The following is a 25,508-nucleotide window of genomic DNA, read 5'->3' on the forward strand; positions in this document are numbered from 1 at the left end:
ATATAATATTAAGAAACAATACATGTCATTCGAAAATTTAAAATTGATTGAGCCAATTCTCAGGGCTTTAAAAACTGAGGGATATACTACACCTACGCCTATACAAGAGCAAGCCATACCCATTGTACTGCAACGCCGCGACCTTTTAGGCTGCGCGCAAACCGGTACCGGTAAAACGGCTGCTTTCTCTATACCTATTTTACAGTTATTATACCAGGACAGGCTACAACACAAAGAACAAAAAACCATTAAGGCGCTGATACTTACCCCAACGCGCGAACTGGCTATCCAGATAAACGAGAGCATTGCCGCTTATGGTAAACATACAGGACTGAAACACCTGGTTATTTACGGCGGTGTATCGCAAAATCCACAAGTTGATGCCTTGCGCCGTGGTATTGATATTTTAGTGGCTACTCCGGGCCGTTTATTAGACCTGATGCAGCAACGCTTTGTACACCTTGACCAGATAAAAATGCTGGTTTTGGACGAAGCCGACCGTATGCTGGACATGGGTTTTGTAAACGATGTTAAAAAGATCATAGCTAAAGTGCCGGCTAAAAGGCAGACGTTGTTCTTTTCGGCTACTATGCCTAAAGAAATTCAGCATTTGGCGGATAGCATATTAACCAACCCTGAAAGGGTAGAGGTTACGCCGGTATCATCAACAGCTGATACTATTCAGCAGGAGTTATATTATGTAGAGAAGAACGATAAGCGTTCTTTACTTGCCCACATATTAAAAGATAAAGATATTAAAACCGCGCTGGTATTTACCCGCACCAAACATGGTGCCGATAAGGTGGTTAAGGATATGCATAAGCTTAACATTACTGCCGAGGCTATCCACGGTAATAAATCGCAAAATGCGCGTCAGCGGGCTTTAACAAACTTTAAAAATCGTACTACCCGCGTGTTAATTGCTACCGATATTGCCGCTCGCGGTATTGATATTGATGAGCTTACCCACGTTATCAACTACGAGATCCCGAACATCCCCGAAACTTACGTACACCGTATTGGCCGTACCGGCAGAGCGGGAGCAAGTGGTATTGCATTAACTTTTTGCGATGCCGAGGAGATTGAATTTTTAAGAGACATCCATAAACTGATAGGCAAAGAGATCCCGGTTAATGCTGAGCATCCGTATGTGATGAGTCCGCAGAGTATTGTGGCTAACCATGCCGCCAATAAGGATAAACCGAAAGGCAAAGGCGGCGGACAAAAACGTGGCCGTGCTTTTGGCAGGGCCGATAAGCGCCCTGCTGGCGGTAACCGGGGTGGCAGCGGTGGCGGTAAGCCATCGTCTGACGGCAGCATGAGCGGCGGCAGGCCAAGCGGTAACAGGAGATAGTGATCAAATAATAAATTTGTCATCTCGAGCATAGCGAGAGATCTATACACACGTAAGTAGCAAATGTATAGATCTCTCGCTATGCTCGAGATGACATTTGGGTTTTGTTAATAAGTTAATAAGCATATTTGCAGCAGGTAAACTTTTTACCTAATTTTATAAAAATTACGTTTGAACGGTATGAAACGCCTGATAGATCTTTTTAAAAATAAGTTTTTCCTGTGTACGGTAGCATTCGTGGTATGGATGGTTTTTTTTGATAAGAACGATCTGCTGTCTCAATACCAGTATCGCCAGGAGGTTAACGGCCTTAAAGAACAGCGCGATTTCTACAAAACCCAAAACGTTAAAGTTGCCAGGGACCTTGACGAATTGACCTCTGATCCCCAGAAACTCGAAAAATTTGCCCGCGAAAAATACCTGATGCGGAAGGATAATGAGGATGTTTTTGTGGTTGTAAAAGAGAAATAAGCCCCACCCAACCCTCCCCGGTAGGGAGGGCTATAAAAAAAGTTTTTAAAAAGTCTCCCCAACCGGGGGAGATTTAGAGGGGGCTTTACTACATTTGAACCATGAGCATCCGTGTTGAAGGTTTAACAAAGATTTATGGCGAACAAAAGGCGGTAAATAATATCAGCTTTAGTGCAGCGCCGGGCGTACTGGGTTTTTTAGGCCCCAATGGCGCGGGTAAATCAACCACCATGAAGATTCTTACCGGGTTTATCCCCGCAACCGGCGGCAAGGCCGACGTATGCGGATTTGATGTGGCTACACACCCCACTGAAGTTAAACGCTGTATTGGTTACCTGCCTGAGAGTAACGCGCTTTATACGGATATGTATGTTAAGGAGTCGCTTGCATTTATAGCGGATATTCATCAACTGCATGAGCCGGCTAAACGCATAGCCGATGTAATTGAAATGACCGGCCTTGGCCCCGAGCAGCATAAAAAAATAGGCCAGCTATCAAAAGGCTACCGCCAGCGGGTGGGCCTGGCACAGGCTATTTTGCATGATCCGCAGGTGTTGATATTGGATGAGCCTACCTCGGGCCTCGACCCAAATCAACTTATCAGTATCCGCCAGTTAATAACAGATTTGGGTAAAACCAAAACCGTGATCCTGTCAACCCATATCATGCAGGAGGTGGAGGCGGTGTGCAATCACGTTATCATTATCAACAAAGGTAAAATTGTAACTGATGACAGCCTTAAAAACCTAAAGGGAGCAAATGGGAAAACCTCGTTGGAAGATATATTTATTAAATTGACCAATCAATAATATAATTGACTTGTGTAAGCTTGTTGCATATTAATTTCGTTTTTATAGTTTTGTGCTATACCAATTAACCCATTATATCCATGAAAAAAATATTACTTATCCTGGCTTTAGTAGCCGGTACAACATTAAGTACTTTAGCACAAAAAACAAGCGGCAAATTTAGTATTGGCCTTGAGGCTGGCAAAATAACAGGCGACTTTAGCAAGTTCGTTGATTTTGCTTTTGGCGCGTCATTAAAATATAATCACCCTATAGCAGATAAGATGCTTTTTACTGTATCAGGCGGTTATACTTATTTACCGTATAATAATGATTTTAAAACCGCAACCTTAGGCTTTGGAGTTGCCTCATCGGGCGAAGGCTTCGTGCCTTTGAAGGCAGGTATCAAATATTTCTTTAATAGTATTGTCTATGGCGAAGGACAATTAGGAGCAGCTATATCAACCAACAGCGGTGGCGGTACTGCTTTTGCCTACGCGCCCGGTATTGGTGTCGAATTTGGTAGCGGCGCAGATTTAGGTATACGTTATGAGGGTTGGTCTAAAGGCAGTACAACAATTAGCCAGATAGCGCTACGTATAGCATATAGTTTTTAATTTATAATTACTCACAAAAGGCTTCCGGCAAACCGGGAGCTTTTTTGTTTTGATTGAATACCATTAGCAAATATTGTTGTAAATTCGGCGTTTAAGGCTTTGCAGTGTATAGTATCCTCAAAAAAGAAATAACCGCTTATCTCAGTTCATTAGTAGCCTATGTTACTATTGGCGTTTTTCTGTTAGTACTGGGCCTGCTTTTATGGGTTTTCCCGGATTCATCTATCCTGGATTATGGCTATGCAGCATTAGACAGCCTATTCAGCACGGCACCCTATTTGTTCATGTTCCTTATCCCCGCCATCACTATGCGGTCGTTAGCCGGGGAACGTAATGCCGGTACTTTCGAGCTGCTGTTAACCCGGCCGTTAACCCACCTGCAAATTGTATTGGGCAAATATTTTGCCACGGTAATAATTGTGCTGTTTGCGTTGGTGCCAACGCTGGTCTATTATTACTCAGTTTACACGTTGGGTATCCCGCAGGGTAATATTGATACCGGGGCCGTTATTGGCTCTTATATCGGTTTGTTTTTATTGGGATCGGCATTTGCTGCCATAGGTTTGTTCGCCTCGGCAATTACCAAAAATCAGATCATAGCCTTTACTGTAGCCATATTTCTTTGTTTCTTTTTTTACAGCGGATTTGACTCGTTAAGCGGATTATTATCGTTGCAAAGCTCAGGTATCCAAAGCCTGGGTATAACAGAGCATTACCAGGCGGTAAGCCGCGGTGTTTTAGATACCCGAGACCTGGCTTATTTTATCATATTAACTGCCGCATTTATCTGGCTAACGTTGTTTGTATTGTTAAGGCAGCAGCAAAAAAGTTTAAACAGAACTATTATGCTAAGTGCAGCGGGTATTATGTTTGCTGTCGCGATATTTAGCAATACCATATTTACCCGTTTTGATTTTACCAAAGAGGGGCGTTATAGCATATCGCCGGTTAGCCGTAAGGTGTTGGATAGCCTTGATAAACCGGTTAAGGTTACAGTTTACCTGAAAGGCGACCTTACCGGGGGTATGAAACGCCTGCAACGCGCTACCAATGATATGCTGATAGATCTGCAGGCCTATAGCCACCACAAGCTGCAGTTTGAGTTTATTGACCCGCTGAAAGGATTATCGCCAGAGCAGCAGGAACAGGCGGTAAACGACTTACATACGCGCGGCGTTGAAGCAACTGCCCTTAGCGTTAAAACGGATGACGGTGTAACACAGAAAACCATCTTCCCGGCAGCTATCGTATCTGCCAATGGTAAGGACCTGCCGGTTACGCTGTTGTACCAGCAAAGCCAAATGGGGCTTACCGCCGATGAAGTTTTAAATAATTCCATCCAGAATTTAGAATATGCCTTTACATCTGCCATAAAAAAAGTGACTAAAGAGGGTAAGCCGCGTATAGGGTTTACCATCGGGCATGATGAATTAAAAGATGCCCAGTTAGACGGCGCCATGAGCGGATTGTCTGACGGTTTTTTGGTGGGGCGTATCGAGTTGAACACTATACCGTTTGATAGTTTGATGAAGATCAAACTGGTGGTTGTGCCCAAGCCCAATAAGCCATTTACCGAAGCCGAAAAATTTAAACTTGACCAGTACCTGATGCGCGGCGGTAAAATAGTGTGGACGATTGACCAGGTTAGCGCCGAGCTGGACAGCCTGCAGGGCCACGGCGGCGAGCAACTGGCCTTCCCCAAACAATTAAACTTAGACGACCAACTGTTTGTATACGGTATCCGCATAAATTACGATTTGATAGCCGATATCAGCGCGGCGCAAATACCAATCAACACCGGCAGTATTGGCGGGCAGGCGCAAATACAATTGGTGCCCTGGTTGTTCTACCCTATATTTATGCCGCTTGCAAAACACCCTATCATCAAAAACCTGGATGGTATCCGCAGCGAATTTGTAAGTACCATTGATATTTTGGAAACTAAAGATATTGCAAAGACTATTCTTTTAGCGTCATCACCCTATAATAAAAAAATCTCTGCGCCGCACCTGTTATCATTGCAGGCTATAGAGCAGGAGCCCGATCCGAAGGCTTTCCAAAGCGTACCAAAGGTTACCGGTGTTTTACTGGAAGGTAAGTTTACGTCCGATTTTAAAAACCGGTCAGCGCCCGATGGCGTAGGCGAAAATATAGCTATAAAAAATGAGAGCCAACCCACTAAAATGATTGTGATAAGTGATGGCGATGTGTTTAAAAATGACTTAGCGGCCGATGGCTCGCCATACCCGTTAGGTTATGACCATTATACCCGCCAAACCTTTGGCAACAAAAACTTATTGTTAAATATTGCCGATTACATGACCGACGACTCGGGCCTTATCGCTTTGCGAAATAAAGAGATCAAACTGCGCCTGTTGAACCGTGCCCGCGTGCGTGGCGAAAAATTATACTGGCAAATTATTAATACTACTATTCCTTTGTTATTAGTGTTAATATTTGCTATTTTTCAACATTATACGCGCAAGCGAAAGTATGCTCATTAAATTTTATACTTTTGACTAATTAACACTAAATTTATATATGAGATTCATAGTTTCAACATCAACTTTATTAAAGCAATTACAGTCTGTAAGCGGTGCATTAAGTAACAGTACCGTATTGCCTATACTGGAAAACTTTTTGTTTGAGATAAAGGATGGAAACTTAACTATTTCTGCCACCGATCTGCAAACCAGCATGACTACATCTTTAACCGTTGAGGCTAAAGAAAATGGCAGGATAGCTATCCCATCGCGCATATTGTTAGAAACCTTAAAATCATTGCCAGAGCAGCCGGTGGCTTTTTCGGTTGATGATGCTACGTTTGCTATAGAGATAAACGCCGGCGACGGTAAATATAAATTAAGCGGCGAAAACGGCGAGGACTTCCCTAAGATCCCGACGGTTGAGAACGCTTCATCTGTAAACTTACCTGCATCTGTTTTAGCAGAAGCTATTAACAAAACTATTTTCGCAGTAAGTAATGACGAGCTGCGCCCGGCCATGACAGGTGTTTATTGCCAGTTATCAAGCCAGTATTTAACCTTTGTAGCTACAGATGCACACAAGCTGGTACGCTACCGCAGGTTAGATGCCAAAGCCGAAAGCACAACCTCATTCATCCTGCCTAAAAAGGCATTAACGCTGCTAAAATCGGCTTTGCCAACCGACGATGTAAATGTATCAGTTGAGTACAACAGCACCAGCGCGTTCTTTAAATTTAACAACATTAACCTGGTTTGCCGCTTAATTGATGAGCGCTACCCTGATTATGAAGCGGTTATTCCATTAAATAACCCTAATAAATTAAGCATTGACCGTTTGGCATTTTTAGGCTCGTTAAGCCGTGTTGCCATTTACGCTAACAAAACCACGCACCAGGTTAGGTTAAAAATAACGGGCAGCGAGTTGCATATATCATCAGAAGATATTGACTTTGCAAACGAGGCGCACGAGCGTTTAGGCTGCCAGTATGAAGGTGAAGATATGGAGATAGGCTTTAACGCCCGTTTCCTGATAGAAATGCTTAAAAATTTAAGCGGCGAAGAAGTATCATTAGAAATGTCGACCCCAAACCGTGCGGGCCTGTTGCTGCCACAAGGCGGTGATGAGAACGAAGACGTGCTGATGCTGGTAATGCCGGTAATGCTTAACAGCTACGCATAAGTAAATGTATTTTACACAGATATAAATCATAGTCCGGGCGTAAAAACCGGACTTTTTTGTTAAGCCGGATAACAAAACCTACAATAAGCAGTTATATAGCATCGGCAGTTATTTTATGAAGATCAGCGCAGTACTTTTAGTTTTCGCCTTTGTTGTTATAGGTTTATCGGCCTGTACAAAAGTACCTGATGATACGTTTGTCGGTAACCTATCAACCACATTAACGGTAGTTAATGCAAGTACAGATACGCTTAACTTTTACCAGAACGGTACCCGTTTAAATAATACATCAAACTTATATCCTTTTGGGCAATTAAGTAATTTATCAGTAATTGTTGGCGACCAGAATTTTCAATTTAAAAAAGCAGGCAGCGCTAATACATTGGTCAACGTTCCTTTTACTATAAAAAAAGATACAATCAGGTATACTATGTTTTTTGCCGGCGAATCGCCTGACAAAGTGTTTATGATAACGGATACGATCCGGATAGATGCATTAGCCAGGATACGATTTGTAAATGCGTCGCCGGGTAATGTTAATGTTGATATTGCCATTGGCAGCGGGTTTAACTATAAAAACCGTAGTTTTAAATCGGCAACACCTTTTGTAGCGATGGAAGCCGGAAAAGTTGCGATGTCAATATATCAATCAGGTACAACAACTTTATTAGCTTCGGGCACACTAACGCTTGCCGGTAATAATTTATATACATTGTATCTCAAAGGTGTATCAAATGGAACAGGAAATAATGTATTGGGCGCGCGTATTTTAACATTACAGTAAAAATGGGTAATAAAAATAAGGTTATGGTTTTTCTGTTTTTGTGCTGTGCAGGCATAATGATAGTGCCGTTTATTGCCTCGTGCGGGAAAAGTGGTTCGGTTTCTCCCTCACAATCAAAAATACAAATGCAGGTGGTAAACCTAAGCCCCGACTTGCAGCCTGTAAACTTATTGGTAGGCTACATCAAACAAAATAATACACCATTTTCATACCCTAACCCGTCGGGATATTTTTCATTAAATAACCTGGATACACCAATACAGATCAGGTCGTACTCGCCGTTGATATCGAGCACCAATTTTATATCATTAGATACAGTTTTAAAATCTAATTTTAAGTACACATTGTTTGTTACCGGCTTAAGGTCTGATAGTACAGTAACCTCCATATTTACAATAGATACCTCTGCAACGCCAGCTGCCGGGCGCGGAAGGGTGCGCTTTGTTAACGCTTCGCCACGGTCTGCCGGGTTTGATGTAACTGCCAATGGCACTATCGCCTTTAAGAACTTAGGATATAAAAAGGTATCGCCATTTGTTGAAATGCCGGCTGGTAATTATGATTTTAAAATAATGCCTACTGGTTCAAGCACCGTTATCTCGACCTTGCAAAGTGTTACCATTGTTAACGGAAAAGTGTATACCTTATATTGCAGGGGTATAGCTAATGGTGCCGACTCGGTAGCCTTTGGCGCCGGTATCTTAAACAACAGGTAACCGTTACCAGATATATTTATATTTTTGCCCCAATTTAAATCCATTGGAAATACTAAAAGCGATCCTCGATTTTATCATACATATTGATAAGCACCTGGTACAAATTACCAGCCAATACCAAGGGTGGACCTACCTGATACTATTCGCCATTATTTTTGCTGAAACCGGTTTTGTAGTAACCCCATTCTTACCCGGCGACTCCTTATTGTTTGCGGCAGGTGCGTTAATAGCCGGCGGTGCATCGGGTTTGGATATTTATGTTTTGGCCGCTATACTAATCGTAGCTGCGTTTTTGGGTAATACGGTAAATTATACCTTAGGCAATTATCTTGGCCCCAAAGTATTTAAAGAAAAAAATAAGATACTAAAGCTGGATTATTACCTGCAAACCAAAGCCTTCTTTGATAAGCATGGCGGCAAGGCTGTAATATTTAGCCGGTTTATGCCTATAATACGTACCATTGCCCCCTTTGTGGCCGGGGTAGGGCGGATGCCGTTTTTACGTTATAGTATATACAATATTATAGGTGGTGTTAGCTGGATAGTACTTTTCCTGTTCGCGGGCTATATGCTGGGTAATGTGCCTTTTTTTAAGGAGCATTTTTCGCTGATTGGTATTGCTATTATTATTGTATCGATTATCCCACCGATTATTGCAGCTTTTAGGAGCGGTAAAAAGTAATAATACCGTAGAGCGAAACGCAAAACATTGCGTTTACGATTATTCTTTCGGAAATAATTTCCTTCTTTTCTTACCGCGATATCCAAACCAAGTCGAGTAAGCTATAGGGAAAGTGCAATACACAAAGCCAGACATTCCTGCTTTTCCAGGGACTAATAGCGCCATACTAATAGCTACCAGGCCAATCGCCATGCAAATTACGTTCATGTATTTGTTTGTCCGGGTCTCATAAAGTTCAATCGGTGTAAGCTTCAGATGCTCTGCCCATCTTTCGGCATGGCGATACATCAGGAAAAATAACAAGTAAATAGTTATCAGCCCTGCGCTGTAAATTAACATTAGTGGCTGTATTTGCCCGGGTTCTATCATGGTGGCCTGTTTCGCCGGTAGGGAGGTTATTAATTCAAATAGAAATTTTAAAGGGTAGGTATAAATCAGAACTACAAAAAGTAATACAGCATTTATAGCAATTGTGAAACTGTCTGTAAGTCCATACCTTCTAAAAAACACGTTCTGGCTGTTCCATATATTGAATAATAATGCAAAGCACAGTGCAAAGCTAACTCCACCTTTCATGGTCTCCATTAGTTCATGAAATTTTGTAGGTACTTCAAGCGATACGATAATAAGTGTTATCGCGAACGCGAAGGCGGCATCGCTAAAAGTTTCAATACGCGATGGCTCATGACTGCGCCAGGTAATTGAGTCGGTTTTTTTGGTTGCGCGGGCTATCTTTTCTCTCATAGTTAAGTTAATTAAGGTAGGGTGCTATTTTACCTGCCTTAAAAATAGCTTCTTCTTTTTGAATTTTATGCATCTCAGCCTCACTTAAAGGTTGTTTAATTAATTTATTCAGATCGGGCTGCCCGGCATCAACCCAGGCCGAGTACCAATAACTCCCCACAGCTAACACCGTCGAGCGCATGCGCCGCTGCACCATGCCCCGCATTGCCCGCTGGTAAGCCAGGCTATAAGCAGCCGAATAATCCTTAATGGCTTTTTTACCATGCATTACCATAGCGTACTTTTTGGCAGTAGGATAGGTTTTATTCAAAATTCGCTCTATCCGCAAAACCGAATCAACCTCGTTAAACGATGTTCGGCAAATAATAAAAGCTTCTTTTAACGGATTTTCGATATAGCGTGCTTTGCCGGCATAGCAATTATAATTATTGGCAAAAAGTTCGGGTATGCGGCTTTCCCACAGGGCATGCAGGCCGGTTTGGTTGGTAAGCTGCCCGTTATAGTTTTGGGTGAGGTGCAGCGGCACGTGCGCATCTGCAATGTAATGCCCCAGGTTGGCTGACGCGACCAGGATGCCTGTGGTATCATGCCCTTTAAATGCATTAACTAATTTATAATAATTATACTGGATGGTCCAAGGTACGGTACCGTATTTCTTTAACGTGTCCTCAGAATATTTAACCACCGCGTCATCCCAACGCTCGGGAATTAAGCGAAAAGGGTTCTTGCCAAAATGATCTGCATTTAAAAAGTGATGAGGGGCCTCGGTCGAGTCCACATAGCGCTTCTTATCCGCGCTTATGGCATGTTCGGTAATGAAACCGATATTGGCCTTGTAAAACCCCGACATGGCTTTAGGGAGGATAAAAACAGCCAACCGGTTAACGCGGTAATGCGCAAAGAATCCCCAAGACGAGCAGAGTGTAATTAATAATAGTCCTGTGATGATCCTGGCGGATAGTTTCATTTTCTATGATTCGATTTAAAGTATCAAAATAAGAAGATTAGCGGATAAGTTTAATATCAATTTATCAGGACAGATCATACTTAGCGCGTAATTGAACGCTCAACTTATTGGCCTCATCAATTATACTATCCGGATACCCCAGTCTTTGTAAAACAGCTATCCCGTTCTTGTTTTTAAGCAAGCCCTCTTTAATCTTGTAATCAAATATCAATTGGTCATCGCCCATAATTTCCTCGAACGAAAACACCTTATAATCTTCGCCAAGCAGTTCGGCAAGCTCCAGGTCATGGGTTGATACAAATACAAAGCCTTTGTTTTTAATAAAGTAAGAGAGCACGGCTTTTGCCGCCGCAACCCGCTCGATGGTATTGGTGCCTCTAAAAATCTCATCAATGATAACCAGGCTGTTTATGGGTTGACGCGATTTAATATCGTCAATCATAGTTTTGATGGACAACGCTTCTGCCTGGAAATAACTTTTGCTTTCGCCCAGGTCGTCACTCATGTTGATACTGGTCAATATTTGTAACGGTGGCGAACAATATTCGCGGGCGAAGCTGGTATTAATGGTTTGCGCTACTATTGCGTTTATAGCCGCTGCCCTGATAAATGTTGTCTTGCCGGACATATTTGACCCCGTAATTAAAACGCCTTGCCGGTTATCAATATTTATAGAGTTTGGTACACAGTTATCTATTAGTGGATGGTATAGATCTTTAATCACGATATTATCGCGGGCGTTAGCAAATTGAGGCTTACAATAATATAATGCGCCTTCCCTTATTGATTGGATAGCAATAGCCATATCCACCCTGGCCACAGCCTCATAAAGTGTCTTAATATCCACCAGGTATTTGTTTACCCTGTCTATAGAAGTAACAAACATAAAAGGCTCCAGGAGTAACAGGATCTTAAACCATTCGCTTATTAAAAAAGCAACATCGGTAGGGTCAGCGTCTATTTTGTTTTGAAGATTGATAAACCTTAACGATCGTTTAAGCTTAGCCACATGGGCTAAGCTATTTTTAACGTCGTTAGTATCTTCTAATAATTTCTTTTCGGCCAGCCAGTCGCCCACATTATATAAAATTAAAAGCTGGGGTAATGATGGGGTGTAGCCCAGCGTCTTCATTTTATTCAAAAAATGGATGCCTACATTGGCAATAACCGTTATCAAAAGCAACACAAACGAATATTGGTTTAGCCTTATAGCCAGACTTATAATAAGCCCTACAGTTAAAAACGGGGCTATACTGATATAAGCCTTGAGCACGGGTTTATACAAAGGTTGCTGCAGTTTACTGAACAATCCCGGCAGGTAATAGGCGTTAGAATTGTTGAGGTCTGATAACTTTAATTCGGCAAGTTCCCGCAGTTCTTTATCGCGATTAACATGCGCTATTTGCTTTTCAAGCCTATCAAAATAAGTTTCAGCAACGGTTGATGTATGTAGTTGTTTGTATAAATATTGTTGGCCGGGTTTGGAGTTGGTACGGTCCAGGTAGGTAAACAAATCATCCAGGTCGAGGTCGGCGGCGGTATTATCAGAAATATAGTTGCCGTCGTCGCAATTGTCTAAATAAGCCGAGATCAGGTTAAAGCGGCGATTGGCCACTATAGGCTTGCCCCAGCGCTCGCGTATTTTAGCCAGCTTTTTTTCTGAGCCGTTGTTAGACAGGCTTGATATTAATAGGATTACAACTATTATGATTACAATGAGTAACAATACCGGCATATAAAGGTTAATTACGATATCCGTTGTTACTGCTGATCCTGGTGATATTTATAATGTAAGTGCTTTAAAGTTTCTTCCGACTCTTCATCGGCAGACGGGCCGTAGCCGGTTACCAATATACCCTTAACCCCGGCTTTGTTGGCTAATGCGTAAACTGTGGCTTCGTCTGCCGGGTCTGATGGGCCTTCGTAGCGGTACAGGTCTACAATTTCAAACTCATCGGCGGTATATTCATGCTCGCCAACTTTAAAACGATTTTTATGGAGATTAAAGTCGAGCGTAAAGCCCTGGGCTTTTAGTTGTGTTATAGCTTCGCTGATGGTGGCGTAATGGAATTTTTGTTTCATGGGATGTTGTTGGTTGATAGATGTGAAGTAAATTTAGGAAATAACTTGTCAAAAGAAAATGTAAATCAAAGCATCCTTACAAACATAGGATGACATATTTATATATAAAATGCCATCTGAAAATTATTTTCAAAAAGGCATTTGTTATTTAAAATAAAGACCCTATATTTGCAGTCCTTAAATAAGAACAGAATAACAAGCTAAAAATGGCAAATCATAAATCATCAATAAAAAGGATCAGGTCTAACGCTGCGAAGCGCTTACGTAACCGTTATCAGGCTAAAACTACAAGAAACGCAATCAAGAGATTGAGAACCACTACCAGCAAAGCTGATGCTGCTCCTCTTTTATCAAAAGTGATCTCTATGCTTGACCGTTTAGCTAAGAAAAACGTTATCCACAAAAACAAAGCTTCAAACAATAAATCGAAGCTTACTAAATTTGTAAACGCGTTAAGCTAATAGCTGACTAAAAATATTTTAATCCCGAAAGGCGATGAGTTTAGAGCTCATCGCCTTTTTTTGTTTTGCGATTATTTGGGCGTTACCCTTCGGGTCAGGCTTTCCGCTCATACGCCTTCAGGCCTTAGGCGCAGGCCGGTATCCGCTTCAATCCTTAACGCGGCATTGGCGGTAGGGACGCGCGCCGCTGACTTACCCCGCGGCTCTTCGTGCGCGACCCTCTCTTCCGCAAGCGGGAAAGAGGGTTGTTCTTTTTTATTTTATTCCCCTCTTTCCGCCAAAGGCGAAGAGAGGGTGGTCCAGCGAAGCGTAGACCGGGTGAGTCGACGGCGCGTGTTCACAACTTTTTTTATTTCTCCAAACAAATCCCTACTTTAACCTCGTGGAAAACTACGACAACAAGTTCACTATAAAATCATGGGCCGAAGAGGACCGTCCGCGCGAGAAGCTGAGCGGCCAGGGCCGCCGTGCACTGACGGATGCCGAGCTGATTGCCATACTGATAGGATCGGGCAGCCGCAGCGAGAGCGCGGTCGAGCTGAGCAAACGTATTTTACACCATTACGATAACGACCTTAATAATTTAGGTAAAGCATCCATAGCAGAACTTTCGCGGTTTAAAGGCATCGGCGAAGCCAAAGCAATCTCTATTATTGCCGCGCTTGAAATAGGCCGCCGCCGTAACGAGACGGAGGTAAAGGTATTGGACAGTATTAAAGGCAGTAAAGATGCCTACAATATTTTGCGTAAATTCCTGATGGACCTTAACCACGAGGAATTCTGGATCCTGCTGCTCAACCAGGCCGGGAAGGTTACTGCTAAAGAATTAATAAGCAAAGGCGGCTTAACCGGAACCGTGGCCGACCCAAAGATCATCTTCAACCTTGCCCTGCAGCATAACGCGGTATCAATAGTAATGGCGCATAACCATCCGTCAGGCAATTTAAAGCCGAGCCAGCTGGATATTGACCTTACCAAGAAGATAGCCAACGCCGGCCGGCTGCTTGATATAAAAGTACTGGATCATTTAATTGTGACCAATGAGGGCTTTTATAGCTTTGCGGATGAGGCTATAATTTAAATGACAATAGTTTGAATATTAAATCGAAAACCGTCGATATATTTGCATCATGATTTTAGATCATAAAAAAGTAGAACGTATTTCAAAGGCACTGGGCGATCCATACCGTTTAAAAATAATGGAGATGGCTAAGAGTAGTGATGGCGAGTGGATGCAATGTGCCTGTATTGGAAGCAATATAGAACTGGCGCAGTCTACCATCTCGCACCACATTAGCCAGTTGGTTGATGCCGAGATCTTAATAGCCGAGAAAGATGGCCGTAATGCCAAGTACAAGGTTAATAAAGAAGTGCTTGCTGCTTATGTTGATTTTTTAAATCAATTACAGGGATAAAAAAATTTAACTTATTTATCGATATTCTTAAATAAATCGATAAATAAACACACTGGTAATAAAAAAAGGAAACAGTATAATTAAACATATCGATAAATTTAGATAAATCAATAAATAAAAGCAATGAAAAAGTTAGAAAATAAAGTAGCCGTAGTTACAGGTGGTAACAGCGGAATTGGCCTGGCAGCTGCAAAGTTATATGTGGCACAAGGTGCAAAGGTTGCTATTACCGGTCGTAATAAAACTACCATCGATGCAGTGGTAGACGAAATTGGCGGAGACATTATAGGGATAGTAAGCGATGTGTCTGACCTGGGCAGTATTACAAAATCGTACGAGCAAATAACCGAGACCTTTGGTAAAATTGATGTGTTGGTAGTTAACGCCGGTGTATTTGTAGCCGCCCCGTTGGCAGATTATACCGAAGAAATGTTTGATACTACCAGCGATATCAATTTTAAAGGCGCGTTCTTCTCGGTACAAAAAGCATTGCCATTTTTAAATGATGGCGCATCGGTTATCATTACTTCGTCGGCAGTAAGTAATAAGGCTATGGCTACTGCGTCAGCTTATGCGGCTACCAAGGCTGCGGTAACTTCGTTGGCAAGAGGCTTCTCGGCCGAATTAGCAGACCGTAAGATCCGTGTTAACGTGTTATCTCCCGGCCCTATTGAAACCCCGATTTTTGGGCGTAACGGAATGACTGTGGAACAGGTTGACGGCATGAAAGCTTACATGGCAGGTATTGTACCGGCAAAACGCCTGGGTAATGTTGAAGAAATTGCCGAAGGCTATTTATACCTGGCGTCTGACGATTCGAAATACATGATCGGTGGCGACCTGGTATTGGACGGCGGTTTCAGCAGGTTTTAATTATACAACGTTCCAGCAGCGGTCTCTCGTAGAGGACCCTGCGTGACTGTGCGGCCGACTTGAGCTTTGCTCATACCTCAGGGTCCTCTGTCGAGAGACCCTGAGGGGACATATTTTTGGTTTTGAATGACAAGGTAGCCGGAGAAATTTGGCTACCTTTATTTAAAACAACCGAATGCCTTATGGCGTTCTATAACAAAACAAATTATCATGATAAATCCAGACGACCAAATACCATTAGACGACGCCGAAAACGAAGATGTTGAACAAACCAGCCAGCAGGATATCCACTCGAACGGATTTGACAGCGAAGCTGAATATGAAGCAGGCGAAGAAACGGCCGATATCGACGCGTTAGACCAGGCTTACGAAGCTTCAGAGCCATCGTACACGCTAAATTTAGATGATGACGATCATACCGGCGACGACGAATAGTAGGCTAAAGGCTTAAAGCAGAAAGACCAAAGCGAAGCGAGATTAAAAGCTTTTAGCTTTGGTCTTTCTGCTTTAAGCTTAAATAGGCTTTCGCCTTTCCGCTCCAAATCCTATCTTTGCCGATTATCGTTTCGTTGTAATGAAGATATCCTATAATTGGCTCAAAGAATTTATTAATACTGATAAAACTCCCGAACAAATTTCGACCATATTAACCGGTACCGGTTTAGAGGTTGAAAGCGTGGAGAAAGTACAGGCTGTACCCGGCGGTTTAGAAGGCCTGGTAATTGGTTACGTTAAAGAAACTGCCCAACACCCCAATGCCGACCGCCTGAAAGTTACCAAAGTTGATGTTGGCGGCGCGGAGGACCTGCAAATTGTTTGCGGCGCAGCTAATGTTGCTGCGGGCCAAAAGGTGGTTGTTGCTACTGTTGGCACCACGGTGCATCCGGTTACCGGCGAGCCGTTCCTGATCAAAGAATCAAAGATCCGTGGTGAAGTATCCCTTGGGATGATCTGCGCCGAAGACGAGATAGGCCTGGGTACCGACCATGCCGGTATAATGGTTTTGGCTGATGATGCCGTTGTTGGCAGCCTGGCTAAAAACTATTTTAAGCTGAACGATGATTACATGTACGAGATTGGCTTAACCCCCAACCGTGCAGACGCGGTATCGCATTTAGGTACTGCCCGTGATATTGCTGCTTTCCTGAAGATAGGCATCACCAAACCTGATATTTCTGCTTTTAAAATTGATAATACAGACCGTCCTATCGAAGTTGTGGTGGAGAATGAAGCTGCAAGTCCGCGTTATGCGGGTTTAACTATCTCGGGTATCGGGGTTAAAGAATCGCCGCAATGGTTAAAAGAGCGTTTGGCCATTATCGGCGTAAGGTCGATAAACAACGTGGTTGATGCTACCAATTATGTAATGCATGATCTTGGCCAGCCGTTACATGCCTTTGATGCCGACGCGATAAAAGGCAATAAAGTAATTGTAAAGAACTGCGCTGAAGGCACAATATTTAAAACTTTGGACGGTGTAGAGCGCAAGCTATCTGCCGACGACCTGATGATCTGCAATGCCGAAGCGCCAATGTGTATTGCCGGTGTGTTTGGCGGTGCCGAATCGGGCGTAAAAGAAACCACCACCAGCATATTTTTAGAGAGCGCTTATTTTAACGCGGTATCGGTACGTAAAACAGCTAAAAGGCATGGCTTAAAAACGGATGCCTCGTTCCGCTTTGAGCGTGGTACCGACCCGGATATGGTGATCTTCGCTTTAAAGCGTGCCGCGCTATTAATCAAGGAAATTGCCGGCGGGCAGATCTCATCCAACATCATCGACTTATACCCTAACCCGGTTGCACCATTTGATGTGGACCTGAGCTACAGTAACGTTCATCGCTTGATAGGCCAGGTTATTCCGCACGAAGAGATAGTAGCAATTATTAAAGCACTGGATATCCAAATCGTAAGCGAATCTGCCGAAGGCTTAATTTTAAAAGTGCCGCCTTACCGTGTGGATGTAACCCGCGATGTGGACGTGATAGAAGAGATCCTGCGCATTTACGGTTACAATAATATCTATATACCAACGCAGGTTCGTGCGTCGCTTAGCGCATCGCCTAAGCCCGAAAAGGATACGGTACAGAACCTGCTGAGTGACTTGTTAACTGCCAATGGGTTTAACGAGATCATGTCTAACTCTTTAACTAAGTCAGCTTACTCAAGCGACCTGGAATCCGCAGTAAAAATATTGAACCCGTTAAGCTCTGACCTGGACGTGATGCGCCAAACCATGCTGTTCTCCGGCCTGGAAGCAATCGCCTATAACCAAAACCGCCAGAATGCTGATATCAAGTTCTATGAGTTCGGTAAAGTTTACAGCACTAAAGACGATAAGTATAACGAGAGCCAGCGCTTCGCTATTTTCATGAGCGGCGCAACAGCATCGGCACAATGGAACCAAAAAGCGACAGCAGTTACGTTTTATAATTTAAAGGCGATAGTAGATGGCATCCTGCAAAAACTTAACATTACGGATGTAACCATCGAGGATTGCACCTGCAAAAAAATGGCTTACGGACTTAACTATATTAAGAACGGAAAGACACTGGTAAAATTCGGCTCGGTTGCTAAAGACGCTTTGAAAAAAGCCGACGTGGACAAAGAAGTTTTTTATGCTGATTTTAGTTTCGACCAGATCATGCAGCTTGTTAAGAAAAACAAAATTGTTTACCAGGACATTTCGAAGTTCCCGGCGGTAAAACGTGATCTGTCGATGCTGATAGATAAATCGGTTTCGTTTGGCCAGTTGAAACAAATAGCCCAGCGTACCGAGCGCAAGCTGTTAAAAGACATTAACGTATTTGATGTTTACGAGGGGGACAAGCTACCTGCCGGTAAAAAATCATACGCGCTAAGTTTCATCATCCAGGATGCCGAGAAAACTTTAACCGATAAAGCGATTGATGCCATCATGCAAAAATTAATTTATAACTTAGAGAAGGAAGCGGGAGCGGAGATTAGGAAGTAATTAATGAATGAGTGAATTATTGAATTACTGATTAAAAGGGAATTCAATAATTCAGTAATCCAATAAATCGATAATTAAAATACATGTCATCAACAGCTGCGCAGTTAAGTAACGTCATTGAGAAAACCGAAAGACTCATAGAACTTTGTGCTGCTTTGCAGGAGGAAAACGACTTGTTAAAGTTGGAAAATGACACACTAACATCTGCTTTAAATGCCAGCAAAAACAAGACAAAAGAGCTGGACGAAAAGATGCGCGCGGTGAAGCTTGCAAAATCTTTTTCAGAAACAAATGAAAAAAGTGTTGACATTAAACAAAAAATTAACGAATTTGTGCAGGAAATAGATAAGTGCATTGTATTGCTGAAAAAGTAGTACATAAAGTGAACAAGCTCAAATGGGAGAAATCTCAATAAAAATAAATATTGCTGACAGAGTTTACCCTTTAAAGGTAAACATGGAAGAGGAAGAAATAATACGTAGGGCAGCTAAGTTAATAAACGACCGTATAAAAGAATACCAGGAAAATTACGCGGTTAGGGATAAACAGGATCTGTTGGCAATGAGTGTGTTGCATTACGCAACGTCATCATTAAAAGCAGAGAAAAAAGTTACTGTCGAGGACTCGGAAGTAGCCGATAAAGTTTATCAGTTAGATAATTTACTGACCGAATTTTTTTCAAAGTCGTAATAAACGTTCTTTACATAATAACAGAGCCAATTAAGATTTAACCGCGGTTGAATTTTATGTTTCACTATTAAAAACTTAACACTTCAATATCTACGGATCAGGAAGGCGTGCGTTACTCATTACAGTTTAACGGTAACCCATGATTCTAAAATATCTGTAACGAAGTTTTTAAAATACATGACACGTAAAGTTTAGTCGCGGTTTTTTTATTATATACCATACCAAACAATAACCTAATATAAAATGAATGCATTCTTATACATTATAATCGGGCTGCTTGCGGGCATCCCCACCGGCATTGTCGTAGGGCGTTTCCTGCTGCGCAAGCTATTTAAAGACCAGGAAGCCCATGCGCAGAATAAGGTAAAAAAGATCCTTAAAGATGCAGAGAACGATGCGGAAATCTTGAGAAAAAACAAATTGCTGGAAGCGAAAGAGCGCTTTTTGCAAATGAAAGCCGAGCACGAGCAGGAGGTAAATGCCAAGAATAATGACATTAATCAGCGTGTAAATGAAGTTAAGCAGAAAGAGCAATCGTACAATTCTAAATTAGAGAATCTGAATCGTAAAGAGGGCGAAATAGATAAAGCCAAGCAAAACCTGGAGCGCCAGTCAGACATCCTGGTTAAAAAACAAGAAGAAGTTGACGTGTTGAAAAACCAGCATGTTGAACAACTGGAAAGCATTGCAGGCCTTTCAGCCGAGGATGCGAAGAACCAATTAATTGATAACCTGCGTGAAGATGCCCGTTCAAAAGCAATGGCGCAGATCAAAGATATTGTTGACGAAGCGAAATTAACGGCTACTAAAGAAGCTAAAAAGATCGTTATCCAAACCATCCAGCGTACCGCTACTGAGGCCGCTATTGAAAACACCGTATCTATTTTTAACATTGAGAACGACGAGATCAAGGGCCGTATCATTGGCCGCGAAGGTCGTAATATCCGCGCGCTGGAAGCAGCCACCGGTATTGAGATAATTGTTGATGACACGCCGGAAGCTATCATCCTTTCGGGCTTTGACCCGGTACGCCGCGAGATAGCCCGTTTGGCAATGCACCGCTTGGTAACTGATGGCCGTATCCACCCGGCACGGATCGAGGAGATCGTTGCTAAAACCAAAAAACAAATAGAAGAAGAGATAGTAGAGATTGGCGAGCGTACCGTGATCGACTTGGGTATCACGGGTCTGCACCCTGAGCTGATCCGTATGGTTGGCCGGATGCGCTACCGTTCGTCCTACGGACAAAACCTGCTGCAGCACTCGCGCGAGGTGGCTAACTTCTGCGCCACCATGGCTGCCGAATTAGGCCTTAACGTTAAGCTGGCTAAACGTGCCGGTTTACTGCATGATATTGGTAAAGTACCTGATGACAACCCCGAACTGCCACACGCTATTTTGGGTATGCAATTAGCCGAGAAATATAAAGAGCACCCTGAAGTGTGTAACGCCATTGGCGCTCACCACGACGAGATAGAAATGACTTCAATGTTGTCGCCAATAATACAGGTTTGTGATGCCATATCGGGCGCGCGACCAGGTGCACGCCGCGAGGTGGTTGAAGGTTATATCAAACGTTTAAAAGAGCTGGAAGAGCTGGCTATGTCATACCCTGGCGTTGAAAAAACATTCGCTATACAAGCCGGCCGCGAGCTGCGTGTTGTGGTTGAAAGCGAAAAGATAAGCGATGCAGAATCAGAAGTATTGGCTGCCGACATATCAAATCGGATACAAACAGAGATGACCTACCCGGGCCAGATCAAAGTTACCGTTATCAGGGAAACCCGCGCGGTAGCGTTTGCTAAGTAATAGTATAGTAACTAAAAAAACAAAAGCGATGGGCAACCGTCGCTTTTTTAGTAAATAAGCGACAGACATTATGGATACTTCGATAGCCCAATTGTATGCTAACATTATTCCACCAAGCGACTACAGCCACAGGAATGGTTTTAGCAACCAAATGATAATTGATAAATTAGATGTTGACTCAAAAAAGATAATAGAAAATTTATTGATAGACGAACTTGCGAATGGAAGCAATGATGCTTTAATAATTGAGACGTTATCGTATTTAAAATCAGAGAAGTCATTGCCATTACTATATGATTTATTGGAGACACGGCCTTATCCAATATATCGATTAGTAGTAGCGTCATTTATATATGAGATCAAGAAAGAAGATAGTTTAATAGATATAGCTATTGCTGAATGTGAGAGAATTACAAATAAGTGGGACTTGATAAACGTGTTTTATTACCTGTCGAAATTTAACAATGTGAAAACCAATGAAGTTATTGGGAGGTATATCAACGATAAAGACTTTCTTATTTCTTATAATGCGAAAAGATTTTGGATTAAACCATGAAAAATCAAACAGTCCCTCAACGCCCAATTGATCTAATAATTGATCAATACGACAGCTTTCACCAAAAGCCGGCTAACCGTATTATCAATTATATCTGTGTGCCGGTAATTGTATTTAGCGTGGTGGGGTTTGTATGGTCGTTGCCTTTCCCGCAGTTAAAATTCCTGGGGGTATATAACAGTTATCTAAACTGGGCATCGTTTTTAATTGCTTTCATTATTTATTACTACCAACGCCTATCGCCATTGTTGTCATACATCATGTTATTGTTGCTGTTTGTGCTCATATTTGGTATAGTACAATTACAGGCGTTTGACGGTAAAGGCTACCTGTTGCCACAAGTATGCATATTTCTATTTATTGTAGCCAATATATTCCAGTTTATAGGCTACCGCATAGAGGGCCGCAAACCAACCTTCGCCGATGAGTTTAAGTTTATGCTGACCGCCCCTGTGTGGTTGTTAAGTTTGGTGTTGAAGAAGTTTAAAATCAAATATTAAAAAACACGTTGTCATTCTGAGCATAGCGAAGAATCTTATAAACCATACCTGATAACGCGATAAGATACTTTGCTTTCGCTCAGGATGACAAAAAGAGGATGGGTTGATTACATATTCTTTCCCAACATATCCAGCGTATCCTGCGGGATATTCTCCAGGTCCAAAATCAGGAAACCATCCAGCGAATCTGAAAACTTAGGATCAATATTAAAGCCGATGATTTTGGCGTTAAGCGCGATATACTGGCGAAGCAGTACCGGTACTTTGATATGCTGCGTTTCTACCTGTGATATTAAATGGTCCAGGCCTTTAAAGGTATCCGCGCCCTCCATCAATACATCGGCATCAATACTCGAAAAATCAACCTTGAATTTTTTACGCGGCTTAACAAATTGCGCCAGTTCATGGTCAAAATGGTTCCTGTTAATGTAATCTACTATCAGCGATTTTGAAAATGTAGAAAACGAATTACTGATGCTAACCGGCCCTATCAAATATTGGTATCGCGGGTTATCCATTAAATACTTTAGTATCCCCTTCCAAAGTAAAAACAACGGGAGGGCCTTTAGCTGGTACTCCTTACGAATCCATGAGCGGCCAAGCTCCAGGCTTTTGCGTAGTATTGGGGTTAGCTGTTCTTTGATCTTAAACAGCTCGGCAATATAAAAACCATCCTTACCCAGGCTGTAAAATATCTCGTCGCCCAAACCAATGCGGTATGCGCCTACAATCATTTTAGCTTCGGTATCCCAAATAAAAAGGTGGTGATAGTAAATGTCATACTCATCAAGGTCGGTCGACTTATTTGTACCCTCGCCAATTTCACGGAAGGTAACCTCGCGTAACCTGCCTATCTCGCGGATAATGCAGGGTATGGCAGCTGTAGGTACAATAAATACCTCGTAGTTTTTCTCGGTCCAAACGGTATAGTTCTCGCGCAGCCCGTCAACTTCTTTTTCTAAAACTTCGGGGGTTATAGCTTTAACTATGTCCTGTTGTTTTTTTTTTATTTTGAAAAGATTACGCGGATTAAAGAGTTTTTTCTCTTCCTCTAATCCCGAGCCTAAAGCATACGTACGGGCCCTTAAATAATTAAGCAGCCTGACACTGTTATTATTGTTAAGGATATCGCCAACCTTAATGGGTTTACCTATGCGCAGCTTTATGGTCTGTCCCTGTTTGTTAAATAACTCAGATGGTAGTTTGGCTGTGCGCAGGGTGGGGTGTATCAGGCTCAGCAAGTTAAATAACAACCCATTATTGCCATGGAAGTATATAGGCACCACCGGCACTTTAGCTTTGGCAATGATCTTACCCACTACCGGGTGCCATAACCTGTCGGTAACCTCCTGTTTATCCAGTTTAAAAGTCGATACCTCGCCGGCCGGGAAGATGCCTATCGGTGTGCCATCGGCCAATAACTGTAAGGTGCTTTTTAAGCCGCTTATGCTTGATGAATGTTCAATATTCTCGAACGGGTTTACGGCTATAAAATAATTGCTAAGGTTAGGGATCTTTTTCAGGATAAAGTTAGCCATCAGCTTTGCATCGGGGCGGGCCATTAGCAGCATTTTTAAAAATACCAGTCCTTCAATACCGCCATAAGGATGGTTTGCTATCGCGACAAAACTACCGGTTGCTGGTATATTCTTTAACTCCTTTTCGTCAAACTCAACCTCAACGCCGCAGCCTTTTAGTATAGCGTCGATAAACTCAATGCCTTGTTTATGTTCTGCCTGCTCAAAAAGCTCGTTCACCTGGTTTATTTTCATTAGCTCCATCAGGAACGAAGCCAGTCCCGGTAATTTTAGTCTGTCCAGCCTGGTAGCTTTGGCAAATTCTTCGGTAGTTATGATTTTCATTGAGCAAGTAAAGGTATGGCGATAAATATGTTCTAAATTTATTACTTTAATGGCGTATTTTAACCGGACAAATGATATCGCGAATAAAAAATTACCTTTCCATCACTAAAAAAGAGTGGAACGGAATGGTGATACTCATCATCGTTATCGCGCTAATATTGGCTGCACCGTATATATATGAACATTTTCACCAGGATAAGGTTATCGATTTTAAAGGTTTCGGTAAAGATACAACCCTGTTGAAGCAGGCAAAAGGCGGCGACGCTACAGGTTACGATAGCAGCGAACCTTTATCCGACGATAAAATAGCCAAACCAATACTCTTTGTTTTTAATCCCAACAACCTGCCCGCCGAACAATGGAAACAACTGGGCCTGAGCGAACGGCAGATAGCCACCATCAAACATTTTGAAAGTAAAGGCGGCCATTTTAACCGCAAAGAAGATGTGCAGAAAATGTACAGCATAACTGCCGATGATTATAAGCGCATAGCACCTTATATTAATATCCCCGACGAAGGTTACACATCCAACAAACTTGCTGCCGGTGAAACCATTGAGCTAAATACCGCCGACTCGGCCATGCTAACCCGGATCCATGGTATCGGCCCGGCTTTCGCCGCGCGGATAGTGGAGTATCGCCAGCGGTTGGGCGGGTTTTTAAATAAAGATCAGCTTAAAGAAGTTTACGGTATAGATACCGCCAAGTTTGCCGGGATAAAGAACCAGGTGACCATTAACACGACATATATCACCAAAATTAAGATCAACGAGGTTGATTTTGAGGGCTTGCGCAAGTTCCCATACCTCACCAATAAACAAACCAATGCCATTATCCAGTACCGTACACAGCACGGTAGTTATACAGGTATTGCCGATATGAAAAATATTGCCATCCTTGATGACATAATTTTGCGTAAAATTGAACCATATATAGTTTTTAAATGATAGAACAGCAAATCAAATCAGCCGTACGTGATGTGCCCGATTTTCCTAAGCCGGGTATTGTGTTTAAAGATATTACCACCATACTAAAGGACCCAATTTTATGTGAGGGCATTGTTGATGCTTTTGTGGCCAAACTGCAGGGCCATCGCATCGACGCGATAGCTGGGGTAGAGAGCCGCGGGTTTTTATTTGGATTGACATTAGCCACCAAATTAGGAGTGCCTTTTATACCCGTGCGTAAGGCCGGTAAGCTGCCCTATACCATCCGCCAGAAAAAATACGACCTGGAATATGGTACCGCCACTATTGAAATGCATACCGATGCCTTTGAGCCCGGCGCGCATATTTTACTGCATGACGACCTGTTGGCAACCGGCGGCACCGTTACCGCGGCCAGCGACCTGATACACGAAATGGGTGGCGTTGTATGTGGTTTCTCGTTTGTGGTAGGACTTGGGTTTTTAAACGGGAAAGAACGGATAGCGCCAATAAGTGATAAAATAATTGTGCTGGCAGAGTATTAACTAAGTGTGTCAGCTGTATCAGGTAC

27 protein-coding genes are annotated in these 25,508 nt (G+C 42.6%); 22 read left to right on the top strand and 5 right to left on the bottom strand.

Annotated features, from left to right (window positions below; translation table 11 throughout):
• The first annotated feature begins 22 nt into the window (after nt 1-22).
• The 9 genes from ABIB50_RS10410 to ABIB50_RS10450 all read left to right on the top strand — a co-directional run bounded on the left by ABIB50_RS10410 (nt 23) and on the right by ABIB50_RS10450 (nt 9,078).
• A complete protein-coding gene (locus ABIB50_RS10410; RefSeq protein WP_429379622.1) occupies nt 23-1,354 on the top strand; it encodes a DEAD/DEAH box helicase in 1,332 nt (443 codons plus the stop codon).
• 180 nt (nt 1,355-1,534) lie between these two features.
• The gene (locus tag ABIB50_RS10415) at nt 1,535-1,825 is read left to right on the top strand and encodes an FtsB family cell division protein (RefSeq protein ID WP_429379624.1); all 291 of its coding nucleotides are present in this window, start codon (nt 1,535-1,537) and stop codon (nt 1,823-1,825) included.
• Nucleotides 1,826-1,926: 101 nt separating this feature from the next.
• Nucleotides 1,927-2,634: an ATP-binding cassette domain-containing protein gene (locus ABIB50_RS10420; protein ID WP_429379625.1), complete on the top strand. Its 708-nt coding sequence runs from the start codon at nt 1,927-1,929 to the stop codon at nt 2,632-2,634.
• Nucleotides 2,635-2,714: 80 nt separating this feature from the next.
• Nucleotides 2,715-3,230 carry an outer membrane beta-barrel protein gene (locus ABIB50_RS10425; protein WP_429379627.1) on the top strand — a complete coding sequence of 172 codons (516 nt, stop codon included), beginning with the start codon at nt 2,715-2,717 and terminating at the stop codon, nt 3,228-3,230.
• A gap of 104 nt (nt 3,231-3,334) precedes the next feature.
• The gene (gldG, locus tag ABIB50_RS10430; RefSeq protein WP_429379628.1) at nt 3,335-5,734 is read left to right on the top strand and encodes a gliding motility-associated ABC transporter substrate-binding protein GldG; all 2,400 of its coding nucleotides are present in this window, start codon (nt 3,335-3,337) and stop codon (nt 5,732-5,734) included.
• Nucleotides 5,735-5,771: 37 nt separating this feature from the next.
• Entirely contained in the window at nt 5,772-6,896 is a 1,125-nt protein-coding gene (gene dnaN, locus ABIB50_RS10435; protein WP_429379630.1) for a DNA polymerase III subunit beta, read from the top strand.
• A gap of 115 nt (nt 6,897-7,011) precedes the next feature.
• Nucleotides 7,012-7,680, top strand: a complete 669-nt coding sequence (locus ABIB50_RS10440; RefSeq protein WP_429379632.1) for a DUF4397 domain-containing protein — start codon at nt 7,012-7,014, stop codon at nt 7,678-7,680.
• 2 nt (nt 7,681-7,682) lie between these two features.
• Nucleotides 7,683-8,396: a DUF4397 domain-containing protein gene (locus tag ABIB50_RS10445; RefSeq protein WP_429379634.1), complete on the top strand. Its 714-nt coding sequence runs from the start codon at nt 7,683-7,685 to the stop codon at nt 8,394-8,396.
• Nucleotides 8,397-8,439: 43 nt separating this feature from the next.
• Nucleotides 8,440-9,078 (top strand): DedA family protein, encoded by a 639-nt coding sequence (locus ABIB50_RS10450; RefSeq protein ID WP_429379636.1) that lies wholly within the window; start codon nt 8,440-8,442, stop codon nt 9,076-9,078.
• A 39-nt stretch (nt 9,079-9,117) separates the two neighbouring features.
• Here ABIB50_RS10450 and ABIB50_RS10455 read toward each other — a convergent pair whose 3' ends face one another.
• From ABIB50_RS10455 to ABIB50_RS10470, 4 genes are all read right to left on the bottom strand, one after another.
• The gene (locus ABIB50_RS10455; protein ID WP_429379637.1) at nt 9,118-9,822 is read right to left on the bottom strand and encodes a TMEM175 family protein; all 705 of its coding nucleotides are present in this window, start codon (nt 9,820-9,822) and stop codon (nt 9,118-9,120) included.
• Nucleotides 9,823-9,829: 7 nt separating this feature from the next.
• The gene (locus ABIB50_RS10460) at nt 9,830-10,789 is read right to left on the bottom strand and encodes a zinc dependent phospholipase C family protein (RefSeq protein WP_429379638.1); all 960 of its coding nucleotides are present in this window, start codon (nt 10,787-10,789) and stop codon (nt 9,830-9,832) included.
• A 64-nt stretch (nt 10,790-10,853) separates the two neighbouring features.
• Nucleotides 10,854-12,524 (bottom strand): MutS-related protein, encoded by a 1,671-nt coding sequence (locus ABIB50_RS10465; RefSeq protein WP_429379639.1) that lies wholly within the window; start codon nt 12,522-12,524, stop codon nt 10,854-10,856.
• 26 nt (nt 12,525-12,550) lie between these two features.
• Nucleotides 12,551-12,871 (bottom strand): phosphoribosylpyrophosphate synthetase, encoded by a 321-nt coding sequence (locus ABIB50_RS10470; protein ID WP_429379641.1) that lies wholly within the window; start codon nt 12,869-12,871, stop codon nt 12,551-12,553.
• A 206-nt stretch (nt 12,872-13,077) separates the two neighbouring features.
• On the opposite strand from ABIB50_RS10470, the gene rpsT reads away from it, so the two are divergent.
• The 11 genes from rpsT (at nt 13,078) to ABIB50_RS10525 (ending at nt 22,149) form a co-directional block, all read left to right on the top strand.
• Nucleotides 13,078-13,332 carry a 30S ribosomal protein S20 gene (rpsT, locus tag ABIB50_RS10475; RefSeq protein ID WP_429379642.1) on the top strand — a complete coding sequence of 85 codons (255 nt, stop codon included), beginning with the start codon at nt 13,078-13,080 and terminating at the stop codon, nt 13,330-13,332.
• Nucleotides 13,333-13,714: 382 nt separating this feature from the next.
• Entirely contained in the window at nt 13,715-14,413 is a 699-nt protein-coding gene (radC, locus tag ABIB50_RS10480) for a RadC family protein (protein WP_429379644.1), read from the top strand.
• Between the two features lie 49 nt (nt 14,414-14,462).
• The gene (locus tag ABIB50_RS10485) at nt 14,463-14,747 is read left to right on the top strand and encodes an ArsR/SmtB family transcription factor (RefSeq protein ID WP_429379646.1); all 285 of its coding nucleotides are present in this window, start codon (nt 14,463-14,465) and stop codon (nt 14,745-14,747) included.
• A gap of 123 nt (nt 14,748-14,870) precedes the next feature.
• Nucleotides 14,871-15,620, top strand: a complete 750-nt coding sequence (locus ABIB50_RS10490; RefSeq protein ID WP_429379648.1) for an SDR family oxidoreductase — start codon at nt 14,871-14,873, stop codon at nt 15,618-15,620.
• Nucleotides 15,621-15,830: 210 nt separating this feature from the next.
• Nucleotides 15,831-16,055, top strand: a complete 225-nt coding sequence (locus ABIB50_RS10495; protein ID WP_429379650.1) for a hypothetical protein — start codon at nt 15,831-15,833, stop codon at nt 16,053-16,055.
• Nucleotides 16,056-16,194: 139 nt separating this feature from the next.
• Nucleotides 16,195-18,594: a phenylalanine--tRNA ligase subunit beta gene (gene pheT / locus ABIB50_RS10500; RefSeq protein WP_429379652.1), complete on the top strand. Its 2,400-nt coding sequence runs from the start codon at nt 16,195-16,197 to the stop codon at nt 18,592-18,594.
• Between the two features lie 83 nt (nt 18,595-18,677).
• Nucleotides 18,678-18,968 carry a hypothetical protein gene (locus ABIB50_RS10505; protein ID WP_429379653.1) on the top strand — a complete coding sequence of 97 codons (291 nt, stop codon included), beginning with the start codon at nt 18,678-18,680 and terminating at the stop codon, nt 18,966-18,968.
• A gap of 22 nt (nt 18,969-18,990) precedes the next feature.
• Complete coding sequence (locus ABIB50_RS10510) at nt 18,991-19,284, top strand: cell division protein ZapA (RefSeq protein ID WP_429379654.1); 294 nt, start codon at nt 18,991-18,993, stop codon at nt 19,282-19,284.
• A gap of 243 nt (nt 19,285-19,527) precedes the next feature.
• Nucleotides 19,528-21,093, top strand: a complete 1,566-nt coding sequence (rny, locus tag ABIB50_RS10515) for a ribonuclease Y (RefSeq protein ID WP_429379656.1) — start codon at nt 19,528-19,530, stop codon at nt 21,091-21,093.
• 70 nt (nt 21,094-21,163) lie between these two features.
• Nucleotides 21,164-21,649: a hypothetical protein gene (locus tag ABIB50_RS10520; protein ID WP_429379658.1), complete on the top strand. Its 486-nt coding sequence runs from the start codon at nt 21,164-21,166 to the stop codon at nt 21,647-21,649.
• Nucleotides 21,646-22,149: a DUF962 domain-containing protein gene (locus ABIB50_RS10525; protein WP_429379660.1), complete on the top strand. Its 504-nt coding sequence runs from the start codon at nt 21,646-21,648 to the stop codon at nt 22,147-22,149. The genes ABIB50_RS10520 and ABIB50_RS10525 overlap by 4 nt, the downstream gene beginning before the upstream one ends.
• Before the next feature lie 107 nt (nt 22,150-22,256).
• On the opposite strand, the gene ABIB50_RS10530 is transcribed toward ABIB50_RS10525, so the two are convergent.
• The gene (locus ABIB50_RS10530; protein ID WP_429379662.1) at nt 22,257-24,011 is read right to left on the bottom strand and encodes a lysophospholipid acyltransferase family protein; all 1,755 of its coding nucleotides are present in this window, start codon (nt 24,009-24,011) and stop codon (nt 22,257-22,259) included.
• 71 nt (nt 24,012-24,082) lie between these two features.
• Here ABIB50_RS10530 and ABIB50_RS10535 point away from each other — a divergent pair, with 71 nt between their 5' ends.
• Nucleotides 24,083-24,958, top strand: a complete 876-nt coding sequence (locus tag ABIB50_RS10535) for a ComEA family DNA-binding protein (RefSeq protein ID WP_429379663.1) — start codon at nt 24,083-24,085, stop codon at nt 24,956-24,958.
• Complete coding sequence (locus tag ABIB50_RS10540; protein ID WP_429379665.1) at nt 24,955-25,482, top strand: adenine phosphoribosyltransferase; 528 nt, start codon at nt 24,955-24,957, stop codon at nt 25,480-25,482. Before ABIB50_RS10535 ends, ABIB50_RS10540 begins: the two co-directional genes overlap by 4 nt.
• Nucleotides 25,483-25,508 lie beyond the last annotated feature (26 nt).

It is taken from the genome of Mucilaginibacter sp. UYCu711 (genome assembly GCF_050433825.1).
GTDB lineage: Bacteria > Bacteroidota > Bacteroidia > Sphingobacteriales > Sphingobacteriaceae > Mucilaginibacter.